Annotated in this window: 9 protein-coding genes; 4 read left to right on the top strand and 5 right to left on the bottom strand. The window is 48.0% G+C overall.

From position 1 onward, the window contains the following. Window positions 1-10: 10 nt before the first annotated feature. Window positions 11-2,977 (bottom strand): SusC/RagA family TonB-linked outer membrane protein, encoded by a 2,967-nt coding sequence (locus GXP69_RS10490; RefSeq protein ID WP_163915018.1) that lies wholly within the window; start codon window positions 2,975-2,977, stop codon window positions 11-13. Between the two features lie 301 nt (window positions 2,978-3,278). Further along, on the bottom strand, window positions 3,279-3,536 hold the full coding sequence (locus tag GXP69_RS10485; protein ID WP_163915017.1) for an acyl-CoA-binding protein: 258 nt from the start codon (window positions 3,534-3,536) through the stop codon (window positions 3,279-3,281). Between the two features lie 153 nt (window positions 3,537-3,689). Between GXP69_RS10485 and GXP69_RS10480 the strand changes: the two genes are divergently transcribed. Further along, window positions 3,690-5,897, top strand: coding sequence for a S9 family peptidase (locus GXP69_RS10480; RefSeq protein WP_163915016.1), 2,208 nt, complete (start codon window positions 3,690-3,692; stop codon window positions 5,895-5,897). Window positions 5,898-6,848: 951 nt separating this feature from the next. On the opposite strand, the gene GXP69_RS10475 is transcribed toward GXP69_RS10480, so the two are convergent. Next, window positions 6,849-7,850 (bottom strand): quinone oxidoreductase family protein, encoded by a 1,002-nt coding sequence (locus GXP69_RS10475; protein ID WP_163915015.1) that lies wholly within the window; start codon window positions 7,848-7,850, stop codon window positions 6,849-6,851. 120 nt (window positions 7,851-7,970) lie between these two features. Between GXP69_RS10475 and GXP69_RS10470 the strand changes: the two genes are divergently transcribed. Further along, a complete protein-coding gene (locus tag GXP69_RS10470; RefSeq protein WP_204281987.1) occupies window positions 7,971-8,468 on the top strand; it encodes a GNAT family N-acetyltransferase in 498 nt (165 codons plus the stop codon). Between the two features lie 346 nt (window positions 8,469-8,814). Next, window positions 8,815-9,564 (top strand): peptidylprolyl isomerase, encoded by a 750-nt coding sequence (locus GXP69_RS10465; protein WP_317164584.1) that lies wholly within the window; start codon window positions 8,815-8,817, stop codon window positions 9,562-9,564. Between the two features lie 55 nt (window positions 9,565-9,619). On the opposite strand, the gene GXP69_RS10460 is transcribed toward GXP69_RS10465, so the two are convergent. After that, entirely contained in the window at window positions 9,620-11,710 is a 2,091-nt protein-coding gene (locus tag GXP69_RS10460; RefSeq protein WP_163915014.1) for a M13 family metallopeptidase, read from the bottom strand. A 165-nt stretch (window positions 11,711-11,875) separates the two neighbouring features. Here GXP69_RS10460 and GXP69_RS10455 point away from each other — a divergent pair, with 165 nt between their 5' ends. After that, window positions 11,876-12,733 (top strand): zinc-dependent peptidase, encoded by an 858-nt coding sequence (locus tag GXP69_RS10455; RefSeq protein ID WP_317164583.1) that lies wholly within the window; start codon window positions 11,876-11,878, stop codon window positions 12,731-12,733. Between the two features lie 96 nt (window positions 12,734-12,829). On the opposite strand, the gene GXP69_RS10450 is transcribed toward GXP69_RS10455, so the two are convergent. Then, window positions 12,830-15,286, bottom strand: coding sequence for an alpha/beta hydrolase family protein (locus GXP69_RS10450; RefSeq protein WP_163915013.1), 2,457 nt, complete (start codon window positions 15,284-15,286; stop codon window positions 12,830-12,832). Between the last annotated feature and the right edge of the window lie 85 nt (window positions 15,287-15,371).

Raw genomic sequence — 15,371 nt, 5'->3', positions numbered from 1 at the left:
AGATTTAGAATTAGAAGCCGATTGTAAAGTGCAGGAAGTATCGTTTAGAGGACGGGAATGGTGTTACATCTACACCAGTGGACAACCCGTTGCCACCAAAGTTCGATACCTCCGGGTCGTAGCCATCATATTCTGTGATAGTAAACAGGTTAGTTGCCGATGCACCAATCCTGATCTGGCGTACAACTCCTTTAAATGCGCCTTCCAGCAAAGCGGTTGGGAAGGTGTAGTATAGCCCAAGCTCGCGCAGGCGCAGGTATGATGCTTCCTGCACAAATGGTTCAGCACTAACGCCCAGTGCTCCGGTTCGTTCTGCCGCATTCGACACGCCGTCTCCGTCATCGTCATCGTCATAATCAAAAGAGGTACCTCCGAGGTCTGTCAGCAATTGGGTCAGGTTTATGTTATCGCCGCCTTGCTTCCAGTGCAGCAGGAACGAGAGTGTCAGGTTATCCTTAATGGTAAAGAAGTTTTGGAAGTTCATCTGGAAATCTGGTGCAGCATCGCCCAGAACCACAACCCCTTCATCTCCTTTTATACCTTTAATCTGGGTAGCTGATTTTCCTTTCTCTATAAAAAAGGTACCGAGCGTGTTACCGAAACCACCCAGCGGGAAAGGTGGCACATCCAGTTCAGTAATCTCGGAGTTGTTTACCCAGTAGCTTGTTCTGGAATTCCACTTAAAACCTGGCAGGTCGAATGGTGTGGCGCTTAAGGCGAGTTCTACCCCACGGTTGCGGAGCTCACCACCGTTTACCACTCTGGTTGAAAAACCGGAAGAACCCGGAACGTTCTGCACAAGAATAAGATCCGACACTGTTTTTACATAGTAGGTTGCTTCCAGAATCACCTTATCTTCCAGTATGCCTATATCCAGACCGGTTTCAAACTCTTTCTGACGCTCCTGTTTTATGTCAGCGTTGCCGCGCTGGATCGGAACTATAATGCCCGGGCTGCCCCCTATGTTAAACGGCGAAAACGAGGTATACTTGGCTCCGAATGGAGGGAAACCACCTGCTTCGCCATAAGCTGCACGCAGTTTTAGCATGTTCACGCTTTCCTTGGTCCAGAAGTCGAAGTTAGCCAGGTTTACAGCCAGCGAGAATTTAGGGAAGGCTACAAATTCGTTTACATCGGCGTTATTGGAAGATTTATCGAGGCGCAGGCCGGCAGTGGCAATAATGCGGTCTCTGAAGTTTACCTCCTCCTGGAAGAACAAACCTTTATTGCGCACAGGCAGCTGGGTCTGGTCTACAGTGACGGCACTTGACTGGTCGAGGTTGGTTTGGGAGCCGATCAGCTGGGTAGCTATAGTTAGCACCTGGTCCTGATTAAAGTTCTCGCGGGTCGCGCCAATGGTAGTTGTAAAATTCAGATTATCATCGTTAAAGCTCAGGTTGTTTACCAGAAATGCAGCAAAGTTTGTGTTAAGGTTATAGTTGTTACCCTGTATAGAGGTACCCTGGTTACCATTGCGCTCAAACTGCAGTATTCTCGGAAAGATAGCAACAGTTTTCAGGTTATAGAAGTCGAGCCCTGCCCTGATTACCAGTTTTGTGCTGCTTCTATCGGTATTATACAGATTGGTATTTAAAGTTAAACCGCCCAAAAAACGGTCTACGTTTTCCTCGTTTGTCATCAGGTCGCGCGTCTGCAGGAAATTGGAGGCTGCAAATGGGTTGTCCGGATACAGGCCGCTCTCATCCCGAAACAGATCTGCAAAGCTTGGCGTGCTCGATAGTGCTACCCCAAAGGAAACACCAGCGTTATCGTTGTTGGTAAGCCCCCGTCTCGCTATGGAGTTAACATAGTTTGTGCTCAGGCTAAAATTAAAACGTTCAGATATTTCGTGGTCGAGATTAAAGCGGAGGGATTTTTTCTCATAACCGGTACGCTTCACTATACCTTCTTCGTCCTGTATCAGGCCACCTACATAAAACTGTGTTCGCTCGCTGCCGCCGCTAACATTCAGGCGGGTGTTATAGAGCATGCCCTTATTGCCATACAGTTCCTTTTCGTAATCTATCAGGCGGCCAGCATCACGGGCAGCAATAAACTGTTCAACAAGGTCAGGCCGGTCTTTATAGGTTGATCTTACACGTTCTTCCGTAAATGTGCGCACACCTAGTAAATGTGCCGCTTCAGTGAAGCCAACATCCTGCGAAATATCCACCAGCGTTTTACCAGAAGCACCGCGTTTAGTAGTGATAATTACCACACCAGCTGCGGCCAGCGAACCGTAAATGGCAGCTGCCGAAGCACCTTTCAGCACTTCTATAGTTTCAATGTCGTCGGGGTTTATATCGGCAATGCGGTTAGAGGCATTATCCTGGTTAGAAGCATTTCCCTGGTTGGCTGCAGCGGTTACCACGTTCAATCCACCTGAAATAGAAGAGTTATCAACTATAATCCCATCTATCACATACAGGGGTTGCGCATTACCAAAAACCGACGTTACACCGCGCAACCTCATGGCGATACCACCACCCGGCGCACCTGAGTTGGCTACTACGTTAGCCCCAACCAGTTTTCCACTTATAGCAGCATCCATTGTTTGCGGCGAAGTAGTTCCGGTTAGTTCGCGCGTGTTTAAAGTTGATACCGCGTTGGCAGCGTTGGTACGTTTTACCGTTGTAGCCAGACCGGTTACTACTACTTCGCTCAGGCTGGTTGTTTTTTCTGTTAGCTGTACGTCGAGGGTAGTTACAGCTGGTGTTACAGATATGGTTCTGGATTCGTAGCCAAGGAAGGAAAAAGTCAGCCTACCCTGAGCTGTGGGGAGTGTAATAGAATAGTTACCTTCTACATCGGTGCTGGTACCGGTAGTGGTACCAACTACTACAACGGCTACACCAGGCAAAGCCATACCGGAGCCGGCATCCGTTACCTTACCGCTTACAGTTGTTTGCCCATAAACAGTTACGGACATAAACCAAAACAGTAAAGCCAGAAGCTTTAATGGGTAATGTTTTTTCATAATAAATAAATTAATAGTGAAAGTTTTAAGGCAATAGGGAGAGGGAGATGCAGCGCATGCCTTATGCCAGCATAGTGATTATACGATAAGTACTGCTTAAAGTATAATTATCCTAATAATAATACACTATAATAAACTTATTTATATGATTATATATATATCCTAAACTTAATGAGTTAAGCATACACAGTAGTTGAGGCGTATAAAAAGTGCAATCAGGAATTGAAACAGAAAGTATCGGCAACAAAAAAGCCGTAACCCTGAGGTTACGGCTTCCATAGTTCGGTAAAAATTAAACTGCTTAGTTGCCTGCCAGTCCGTTTACAAGCTGTACATACTCTGCGCGGGCTTCCTCCTGGCTCTTGCCCTCCAGCTTTTTCCATGCATCCCACTTAGCTATATTCTTAAAATCGAAACCGCCTGGGCGCTCAGTATTTACATCCCCTTCAGTTGCCTGTTTAAAAAGTGAGTACAGCTTCAGGAGCACGTCATTTGATGGGCGTTCGGTTAAGGTTTTAGAGCGCTCTACTGCACTTTCAAATTCCTGTTGTGTAGCCATAAGTATAGATTTATAGTTAGTTTACAGACACAAGTTAACCAAAAGTAGTATGCAAGCATACAGCTTTTGCTATTTTATTTATTTGCGATTCTGCGTACATTTAATATTGCGCTGCACAAGCTGCGGCAGTTAACCATAAACAGATCGTAAACTATGAAAAACCTGAAACCTGCGGCTGCCTGTGTAGGCACGCTGCTATCGGCTTCGCTGGCAGTAATAGGTACGGGTTGCTCATCGGGCAACACCCCTAATGCTACCACTACGAACACCGATACCACCGAGCAAATCATCACTGCTCCGTCCACTGTTGCTACTCCGCTGCCGCCAGTTGCTAAAAAAGTACCTAAAGAGCTTACCACGCACGGCCATACCCGCACCGATAACTACTACTGGCTAAACCAGCGCGAAGATCCGGAAGTGATCAATTATCTGAATGCTGAAAATGCCTATACCAAGCAGATGCTGGCACACACCGAGGAGTTGCAGGAAAAACTCTACAACGAGATTGTAGGCCGCATCAAGCAAAACGACGAATCGGTTCCGTTTAAAGATAATGGTTACTGGTACTATACGCGCTTTGAAGCTGGCATGGAATACCCGATCTATGCTCGCAAGAAGGGCACTCTGCAGGCACCGGAAGAAGTAATGGTAGATGCGAATGAACGTGCCCAGGGACTAAACTATTATGCTGCTGCCGGCATGAACGTGAGTCCTAATAACCAGCTGCTTGCCTTTGCGGAAGATACGGTGAGTCGCCGTAAATACACGATCCGTTTTAAGGACCTGAAAACAGGCAAATTACTGCCGGACCATATTCCGAACACTACAGGCGGTGCCGTTTGGGCCAACGACAACAAAACGGTATACTATACCATGAAAGACCCTGCCCTCCGCTCTTTTAAGATCTTTAAGCACACGCTGGGCACACCTTCCTCACAGGACAAAGAAGTGTACCACGAAGCCGACGAGACCTTCAGCACGTTTGTATACAAAACCAAGTCCGATAAATATATTATTATAGGCAGCGGCAGTACAGTGGCAAACGAATACCGCTACCTGGATGCCAGTAATCCAAATGGCGCATTTAAGGTGATCCAGCCTCGCGAGCGTGGCCTGGAGTACAGCATCGATCATTTTGGCGACAAGTTTTACATTGTTACAAACAAGGATGGTGCTACCAACTTTAAGCTGATGCAGGCCCCTGTTACCAACCCGGGCAAAGCAAACTGGAAAGATGTGATTCCACACCGCCCGGATGTGTTGCTGGAAGGCATTGAAATCTTTAAAGACTACCTGGCACTACAGGAGCGCAAAAACGGCCTTACTCAAATACGGGTTACGAAATGGAATGATCCTAAAACAGATTACTATATTGATTTCGGTGAAGAGACCTACGCGGCCAGCATAGGCAATAACCCTGACTTTGACAGCAAAGAACTACGCTACGAGTATAGTTCGCTTACTACACCAAACTCTACCTACGACTTTAACATGCAGACCAAAGAGAAGGAACTGCTGAAGCGCCAGGAAGTGGTTGGTGGTTTTGACCCGACTCGCTACGAAGCACGTCGCATTTACGCTACAGCTGATGATGGCACCAAAATCCCGATCTCGCTGGTATACCGCAAAGGTTTGGAACGCCATGGCAACAACCCTACACTGCTTTACGCTTATGGTTCGTATGGCATCAGCATGAACCCGAGCTTCAGCTCTGTACGCCTCAGCCTGCTGGACCGTGGCTTTGTATATGCCATTGCGCACATACGTGGTGGTCAGGAAATGGGCCGCCAGTGGTACGAAGACGGTAAAATGCTGAAAAAGAAAAATACCTTTACCGACTTTATAGATGCATCCGAATTCCTGATCGAGCAGAAATACACCAACCCTGATAAGCTGTTCGCTATGGGAGGCAGCGCGGGCGGCCTTTTGATGGGTGCTGTGATAAACATGCGTCCGGAGCTGTACAAAGGCGTAATTGCAGGTGTTCCTTTTGTGGATGTGGTTACAACCATGCTCGATACCAGTATTCCGCTAACAACCGGAGAGTTTGACGAGTGGGGTAACCCGGCTGAAAAGCAGTACTATGATTATATGCTGTCTTACTCGCCATACGATAACATTCAGGCCAAAGCATACCCGAATATGCTGGTTACTACCGGCCTTCACGACTCGCAGGTGCAATATTGGGAGCCAGCTAAATGGGTTGCCAAACTCCGCGACATGAAGACGGATGACAACATGCTGTTGTTGCATACTAACATGGAAGCAGGTCACGGCGGTGCATCCGGTCGTTTCCAGCGTTACAGAGAGACTGCCTTACAATATGCGTTTTTGTTAAATCTGATTAACCAGCATCAATAATGACCAGTGATTAAAGGGATTTCTCTGATTAAATAAGATTATCTCCTAGTATTTAAATAGCCGCTGCCAAACTATAGCAGCGGCTGTTTTTATTACCTATAGCTTCTCTTTTGTCATGTCGAGCGTCAGCCGAGACATCTTATGTGTTCTATAGCTAACGATAGTTACTACTCGACACTTAGCAGTTCGTGCTATAGTTACCTCAAATCCTGGGAGCTCTAAGAGCCTACAGTTTCAACTCTTGCTTTGGTGCGCTCACGGCCACGGGGCCTCGTCTTCGGGCATCGCGCGGTGTACATTTCTTTTGCTCCTGCGTCGCCATGCCTGACGGCACCAGAAATCTACAAGGCGCTCAACCCAAAGACTGAAATCGCTCGATAGCTAATGTTCTTATAGCTTTGATAAGCTGTAGTTCTTGGCCTTTCCGTGGTTGTAGTTCTATGGGGCAGGCTGCGCCTGCCTGTTCATGATCTGCAACTATAGAACCATAAGCACCAATAGCTATAGCCGGAATTCCCCTCTTGGGAGGGGAAGGGGTGGGTTAATTGCCAACTATAGAAACACAGCTCAAACTATAACCATCAACTATAGCAAAGGCAGAAACTGTCCCCTTGAGGACAAGTGAGAACGGGAGTTCGAAACTTGCGAGCGTAGCTCACAGGGGTGTTAAATCAGCAACTATAAAATTATATTCCACAATTATAGCAAGAACATAAGAGCTCCCCTCCTTGGACTACCGAGAACGAGAGTTCGAAGGTAGTCCAAGGAGGGGCAGGGGTGGTTGGACCTGCACTAACTATAGAAGGATAGCGCAAACTATATCATCAGCAGAAAATCTCCCTCTCCTGTTTTGGGGGTAGGGGCCCTCGATAACAAGAGAGGGCTGGGGTGAGCCAAACAGTCCACCTTTGCTAATCCCTCAAATCACCCTTATACTGCAGTTCAGACAAACTACTGATTTACGCTAATCACGATCTTACCGAACTGTTTGCCGGCTTCCATGTAGCGCATGGCTTCTTCGGTTTGCTCTAATGTAAATACGCTGTCAACTACAGGCCTTACTTCTTTCTCGCGCACAAAGGAAATCATTTCAGCAAAGTCGTCGTTGGTGCCCATGGTGCTACCGAAAATTGCCAGCTGCTTCCAGAAAATTTCTGCCGGGTTTAGCGCTCCAATTCTGCCGGTTGTGCCGCCATACATACCAATTCTTCCACCTGGGTTAGCCAGCTTTACCAACTGAACAAAACCCTCGCCAGCAGCGCCATCAATGCTTACATCAAAACCACCGGCCAGACTCTTGAGCTCTTTGCCCCAGTTCTCGTTCTTATAGTTTACGCCCCCGGTTGCACCCAATCGTTTTGCAGCTTCAATTTTCTCATCAGAGCCGGATGTAACCCATACTTCGGCACCTGCTGCTACGGCAAACTGTACGGCAAACAGCGCTACGCCCCCACCTGCACCGGTTACCAGTACTTTCTCTCCTTGCTTTAGTCCGCACTTGGTAAACATGGCACGGTAAGCGGTTACACCCGCTAATGGCAGGGCAGCAGCTTCTTCCCAGCTCATGTGTTTTGGCTTTTCGTGCAGGTTTGTGGCACGTACTTTTACATACTCGGCAAAGGCACCGTCTTCGGGCATGCCCAGCACTTTAAAATCCAAACCCTGTGCATGTGGGTTATCGCCCCAGTCGCTCGATGGGTCCAGTATCACTTCTTTTCCTATCCAGCTTTTACCTACGCCTTCGCCCACTTCGGTAACTATACCAGCACCATCCGAGCCAAGTATTGCGGGGTAATCTTTGGTGAAATACTTGCCATACTGAATCCAAACGTCGCGGTGGTTAAGAGCGGCTGCTTTTACCTGCACTATGGCTTCGCCGGGTCCAGCAACTGGTATTTCTTTCTCTATTAATACAAACGAGGAGTTTATCGCTTCAAGGTATATCGCTTTCATGTTCAATCTACAGTTAGATGTTAATACAAAGTTATCATTTATAGGACAAGCGCAAAGTAAGGGTGAGGTTGCCATTTATAAGAGCAGCCCGTAAATTGCAACTATAGCCAAAGCACCATTATGACCAACTATACCTTCCGCACAGCCACTATAGCCGACATCTCAACTATAGAAAAACTGGCACTTGCTACCTGGGAGCCAACCTATAAACCGATACTCAGCAAAGAGCAGATCGATTATATGTTTGGCGTGATTTATACACCAGAGGCACTACAGAAACAGATGCAGGAAGACCAGACCTTTATATTACTCTTCCAGCAGGAGGAGCCACTCGGTTTTGCCAGTTATAGTTTAATAAATACCAATGAGCAGGGATATAAACTCAACAAGATTTACCTGTTGCCAGCATGCCAGGGCAAAGGTTTAGGCAGACTGTTGCTCTCGCACATTGAGGAGGAAGTACGAAAGCTTGGCGGCCGGGTGCTGGACCTGAACGTGAACAAGTACAACAAAGCGAAGGCTTTTTACGAAACCTGCGGCTATCACGTCCACCGCGAAGAAGACATTCCCATTGGCCCTTACTGGATGAATGATTATGTAATGCGGAAACAACTATAAAAGAAAAGGCAGCCATACGGCTGCCTCTCACAAACTTTAAACTTAAGCAAACAAATTCTCTCCCGTACAGCAGGCAAATTTTCAAAACCTCCTGTTTTTCATTAAGATACAAAATTTTAAACTATATACCTAAATTAAAGTACAGTAGTTATCCAGCATAAGCATTTACCAACTATAGCACGTTATAGTATTGCTCCAACAGCAAGGCATTTGTACGGCTTATACTTGGTTTAAGGGCATCTTAGTTACAAACAATGCTGGCATGGTACCAGAAGTTGCTTCTAACTAACTAAATGCTTAAATTTTATATCTTTGATCTGATCAGCAACTATAATTATACCTGAAAGTGAAGCACCTGACAACATCTTTTAGAAGTATAGCACTAGGCCTGAGCCTTTTGCTGGCAGTTGGCTGCAACAAGCAGCAGGAGCAGCAAGCCGAAACCACACCTGAAGCACCGGAAGAACCAACCCTGGAGCCACTTACTTCCGAAAATGCGGTAGAAAAATTAACCGCCTTTGGCAAGGAGAACCCTGATACGATAGCTATTATCAGTACCCGACACGGCGATATAAAAGTGCGCCTCTATAAAGACACGCCGCTTCACCGCGCTAATTTTGTACGGTTGGCTAAAGCTGGCTTTTACGACCAAGGCGAGTTCTACAGGGTAGTAAAAGATTTTGCCATACAAGGCGGCGATTCTGATAACCGCACCATGAAGCAAGGGGCCTACAAAATACCGCAGGAGTTTAACCGTAAATACATCCATAAGAAAGGCGCGCTTGCACAGGCACGATACGGCGATGAACGAAACCCGGACAAGGAATCATCATCCCACAACTTTTACATCGTGCAGGGCAACCCTGTACCGCTTGAGCAGCTCCGCTCCTGGGAGGCTACCCACGGCATAAAATACACCCCAGAAGAGATCAGAATTTATACCACAATCGGCGGAGAACCTTCGCTGGATACGGAGTACACTGTTTTCGGGGAGGTGATTGAGGGGCTGGATGTGGTAGATAAAATAGCCGATGAACCGGTAGACGGCAGCAAATGGCCAAAAAATATAGTGACGCACAAGATTAAAGTGCAATAAACAAAAAAGCTGCAGTACATATCTACTGCAGCTTTTTTGTTTATTGGTTAGCCTGTTACCAGATCTTTGCCCGCTCGTTTTCGACCCGAAACAGCTCGTCGCCTTGCTTACAGCCAAAGGCTTCGTAAAACTGCGGCATGTTTGAAACCGGCCCGTTTGTTCGGAACCTGCCCGGCGAGTGCGGGTCTGTGAGTATCTGCTGGTTCTGAGCTTCGTCGCGCATGTTGATGCGCCAGATCTGTGCCCAGGCCAGGAAGAAACGCTGCTCCGGTGTAAAGCCGGCTATCAGTCCCGGGTTTTTCTTCTTCAAAGCCTTTTGCAGGGCTGTATACGCAATGTTAAGGCCCCCAATATCGGCAATGTTCTCGCCCATAGTTAGTTTTCCGTTTACGTTCAGGTTATCGAGCACTGAGTAGGAACTATACTGCTGGTCTACCATAGAAGCGCGGGCATTAAACTTATCCAGGTCTTCTTTACTCCACCAGTCTTTCAGGTTTCCTTCAAAGTCATACTTGGCACCCTGGTCGTCGAAGCCGTGCGTTAGCTCGTGGCCAATTACGGCACCCATACCGCCATAGTTTACTGCATCATCAGCTTCCGGATCGAAGAAAGGCGGCTGCAGGATACCGGCCGGAAATACAATTTCGTTCATGCTCGGGTTATAGTAGGCGTTTACAGTTGGCGGTGACATAAACCATTCGGTGCGGTCTACGGGCTTTCCTATTTTGCCTACGTTCTCACGGAACTCAAACTGGCTGGCGCGCATCACATTTTCGGCGTAGGAGTTTCGGTTTATCTCCAGGTCTTTGTATTCCTTCCACTTCTCCGGGTAGCCGATTTTTACAGCAAAAGCATCCAGCTTCTGTAGGGCACGCTGTTTGGTTTCGTCACCCATCCAGTCCAGGTCGCGTACGTGCTCCTTAAACGACTCCTGCAGGTTGTTCACCATCTCCATAGCTCTCAGTTTTGCCTGCGGCGAGAAGGTTTTCTGCACATACAACTGGCCCAGCGCTTCGCCAAGGGCAGCATCTGTTGCACGCAGCACACGTTTCCAGCGCGGCTGCATTTCTTTTGCACCACTCAGTACTTTGCCATAAAAATTGAAATTCTCCTGCACAAATTCCTGGCTCAGGAAAGGTGCTGCGGTGCGCGCCACATGCCATTGGGTGTAGGCTTTCCAGTCGGCAACAGGTACACTCTTCAGCATTGCATTTAACTCTTTAAAGAAAGCCGGCTGACCAACTATAACTTCTTTTGCGGTATGTGCTCCCAATGCGGTGAGCAATTGCGTAGCCATCAGGTTCGGATTCTGTTTTGAGAAATCCTGAACGGTCATTTTGTTATAGTTTGCGTAGGGGTCGCGCAGCTCTACACGGGTTCGGGATGCTTTGGCAAGCCGTGTTTCCAGGTTCATTACTGTCCTGGCTTTTTTCTGAGCTGTGGTGGCATCATCTCCGATCAACTGGAACATATTCTGCAGGTGCTTCAGGTATTCAGTCCGGATGGTTTTGGAACGTTCATCTTCTTTCAGGTAAAAATCCCGATCAGGCAAACCTAAACCGCCCTGCATAGCCCAGAGTGCATACTGTGTGCTGATCTTATCGTCCTGGGTAACATACATGGAAAAATACCCGCTGATGCCTTTGGTCTTCAGGTCGGCTACTGTGCGGAGTAATTCATTGGTGGTTTTGGCAGCTGCTATGCGGTCCAACTCAGGTTTTATAGGCTTCATGCCTGCCTGGTTAACTGCTGCGGAGTCCATGCCGGAAGCATAAAAGTCGCCTACCAACTGAGCGGCTGTACCTTTTGCAGCTGTGGTGTTGGATGCAGCTTCGGTGAGAAGCTCCCGCAATATGGCATTGTTCTTTTCGGCCAGTTCGTTAAAAGAACCCCAACTGCTTTCAGATGCCGGAATCGGGTTATTCTTGAGCCAGCCACCATTAGCATACTGGTAAAAGTCTTCGCAGGGGTTTACGGTAGTATCCAGGTTTGCCAGGTTCAGGCCGTGGCCCATTTCCATTTCGGCGCTTTCTGTTGTAGTGGTCGTGGTAGCGGTATCCTCAGGCGATGTGGTAGAAGAACTGCAGCCAGACAGCAGCAGGCTGGCAATGGCAGCAGATGAAAGTAATAGATTTCTTTTTTTCATATTGCTGTTGTTTGGTTTCAGGTTCAGGCTTATGCTCAGATTATACCTTTATACTCTATAGTTGCTTTTGCAGATGCAACTATAGCCTATAGCTTTACTAATTTAATACTATAGTTTCTTTAAATTGGTGTAGTAACTTGATACCTTTAGCTAAACTTCCGGCTCGTGCTCTTAATCGTTAGACCTATTATACTGGTAACGCTGCTTTGCCTGACTTTCTCACCTGGTGTGTCGGCGGCTGACTTACTGTTTGCAGCTGTAGTGTTTTATGGACTTGATTTTCTGCTCCGGCGCTGGTTGCAGGCAAATAAGAGAAAAGAAGAAGCGGCACATATTCGTCTGGTATTACAGCTTCACCCTACGCCCTATTATAAAGCCCTTAACCAACAGCAGCAACTGGAGTTTGAGGACCGTCTGGTCCGGTTTATACAACTGAAACAGTTTGTGCCGCGTGGCAAGGGCATGGAGGTTACCACCGAAATGAAAGTAAAAATTGCGGCCTGTGCCGTGCAACTTACCTTAGGCCTGCGTGAGATTCACTTTGCACACTTTAAAACCTTCATCATTTACCCCGACCGTTACTACTCCACTATTTACAAACAGTACCATTGCGGCGAAGTAAACATGCGCGGCCTTATTGTGCTCTCCTGGCGCGACTTTGAAATAGGAAACTATAACCCAAAGGACGGTCTTAATCTCGGACTACACGAAATGGCACATGCCCTGCACCTGGAAAACAGTATCCGAAACCAAGAATATGATTTCCTGAACCGTGCGTATCTGCAACACTGGACTGTGTTATCCGAATCGGAGCGGCAGCGGATGCAACTGGAGAAGAGCATCTTCAGGAGGCTTTGCACTGCCCCCGACGAACATGAGTTTTTTGCCGTAGCGGTCGAACTCTTTTTTGAGCTGCCGCAGCTTTTAAAACAGGAACACCCCGAAATCTATAGTTCGCTGGCCAGGCTATTGAACCAGGACCCGGCAGCAAAAGTTACGCATCAGATTATACAGACAGCTTAATTACCAGAGCTCAAACTATAAACTATAGTTTAGCTATAAAGCAAAGGCCCCGGCTAAACTATAGTCGGGGCCTTTTGTAACACTACAGGGTTATAGTTATTGCACCTGTCGGTTCTTCACGTAAGTGTTCAGCCAGGTATCCATTTCCCAAAGCATGTGCAGGATAGATTCTTTAGCAGTGTAGCCATGGCTCTCGTGTGGCAGGAACACCAGACGCGTAGTGGCACCGTGGCCTTTCAGGGCGTTATAGAAACGCTCGCTCTGCATCGGGAAAGTACCGGAGTTGTTATCAGCCTCACCGTGGATCAGCAGAATTGGCTCCTTAATTTTATCTGCAAATGAGAACGGAGACATTCTGTGATACACATCCGGCGCCTGCCAGTAAGTACGCTCCTCCTGCTGGAAACCAAACGGCGTGAGCGTACGGTTATAGGCACCGCTACGGGCTATACCAGCGGCAAACAGATCAGAGTGAGCCAACAAGTTAGCCGTCATGAAAGCGCCGTATGAGTGGCCACCTACTGCTATGCGTTTCGGATCTGCAACACCCATGCCTACTACCTTGTCGATTGCGGCTTTGGCACTGGCTACCAGCTGCTCGTTGTAGGTATCGTTTGGCTGTGCATCGCCTTCGCCAACTATAGGCATATCGGTTCTGTCTAATACAGCATAGCCTTGTGTTACCCAGAACAGCGGCGAGCCCGAGCTGATACGTGTAAACTCATAAGGAGAGCTTTTGACCTGGCCTGCGGTAGCTGCATTCTTAAACTCACGCGGGTAAGCCCACATCAGCATCGGAAGCGGCGCATCACCTTTTTTATAGTCTTTTGGTAGGTATAAAACGGCATTCAACTTCACACCATCGTTACGCTCGTACTGTAACAGCTCTTTCTGCACGCCTTCCAGTTGCGGGGTTGGGTGCGGGAATGCGGTTACCTGCGTCATCTGTTTTTTGTTCAGATCGCGTACGAAGTAGTTCGGCACATCTTTCTCAGACTCTCTTCTGGTGATGATCTTTTTGCTGTTCAGGTCGATGATATCTACCGGGCGCTCATAGTAAGGTGCCTCAGAGCGGAACAGGATATTCGCTTTGCCTGATTTCAGGTTAAATTCGCTTAGGAACGGACGGTTGCCTTCCGGTGACCCACCTTCCGAGATCATGTAAATATGCTGGCCTTTTTTGTCCATCAGCAGCACACTACGGCCAAACTTGTTTCTGGTAAACACAGGTGAGCCCGGGTCGTTGTAACCGTCTTCGTAAGAGCGCTCGATCAGTACGGTTGGCTTGGCAGGTTTAGCTGTATTAACCAGGCTTACACGTTCTGTACGGTTTTTCCACCAGCGCTCGTTTACCAGTGCCACATCATTACCCCACTGCACACCACGGTATCTGTATTTGGTAGCTGCCAGCTTAGTTGGTTTTGCGGCAAAAGGAGCATCTAAGGTATAAACTACGTCACGTTCGGCTACTTCCTTGTTGGCATCACCGCCGTCCTGAGCTTCGGCCCAGTAAAGTGTAGCAGGCTTATCAGGGCGCCAGTTGTAGCTGCGCGGGCCTTTAGCCACAGCATCAAACGCGATCGGAATATCTTCGGCTAAGGGTAATTGTGCCAGTTGTTTTACTACTTTGCCTTCGCGGCTCCATACTTCTACGTTGTACGGGAAGTAGTAGTGCGGCACCAGGTAAGAGTAAGGCTTCTGTATAGTTTGCACCAGCAGGTACTGACCGTCCGGCGACAGGTCCATGCTCTTTACAATGCCCGGCTTACCAATGTTCTGTTGCTGGCCGTCTATCGTTACCAGTTTCAGTTGGGTTTGCATAAAATAATCAAACAGCTGCTCGTCGTAGCGATTCTTCAGCAGGTCCTGGTAGGTGCGCGATGGTTTTGCTTTACCTATGTTCTCCTGAATAACCGGTCCGACTGGTGCCAGTGCAGGCTTCGGCATTTCGCCTCTGTTCTCGTCAATAAACTTCACTACCAGCGACTTGCTGTCCGGTGTCCAGTCGAACGGACGGCCACTGTAGGCGTCGTTTATAGTTGCGCTGGTTAGTTTTTTTGCCTGTTTCGTGCTGATGTCGGCAATCCATAGTTCGATGCCGTTGGCAACGGTGTTTGTAAAGGCAATGTACTTTTCGTCCGGTGACCAGGTAATGTAAGACAGGCGTGCATTTTGTGGCAGACCGGCGATCTGGCTTTCCTGCCCACCATTAACCTGCTTTACCTTTATATTGCTGAACGAGGAACTACGGCTCTGCCCGTTTGTAGCCGGGTTAATACGTAGTCCGGCCAGTCGGCTTTCCGGCTGTGCCAGTTCTTCTATGCCTGCATATCCGGGGCGCTCCATCAACAGCATCAGGTTGCCGGTGGAGTTAATGCTTACCGATGGCGTTCCAGGCGCTTCAATTATATCGGCTATGGCCTGAGGTGGCCGCTGATAGGTCAGGTTCAGATCCTGGCCACCTTGCGCAAGCGCCACAGGAGCAGGAGAACCACCCAACAGCAACAAGCCCAGCAGTGCCAGGCCTGCAGTTTTGGTTTTGTAGAGGTTCATGTCAGTTTATGGGTATAAGATTAGTTTGTATTGCTTAGATGAAATATACTGAGAATAGTTTAATTTGAGGGGACGTCACTCTATA

The organism is Pontibacter burrus (assembly GCF_010686685.1).
GTDB classification, from domain to species: domain Bacteria; phylum Bacteroidota; class Bacteroidia; order Cytophagales; family Hymenobacteraceae; genus Pontibacter; species Pontibacter burrus.
This window is presented reverse-complemented; position numbering and strand designations above follow the sequence as displayed.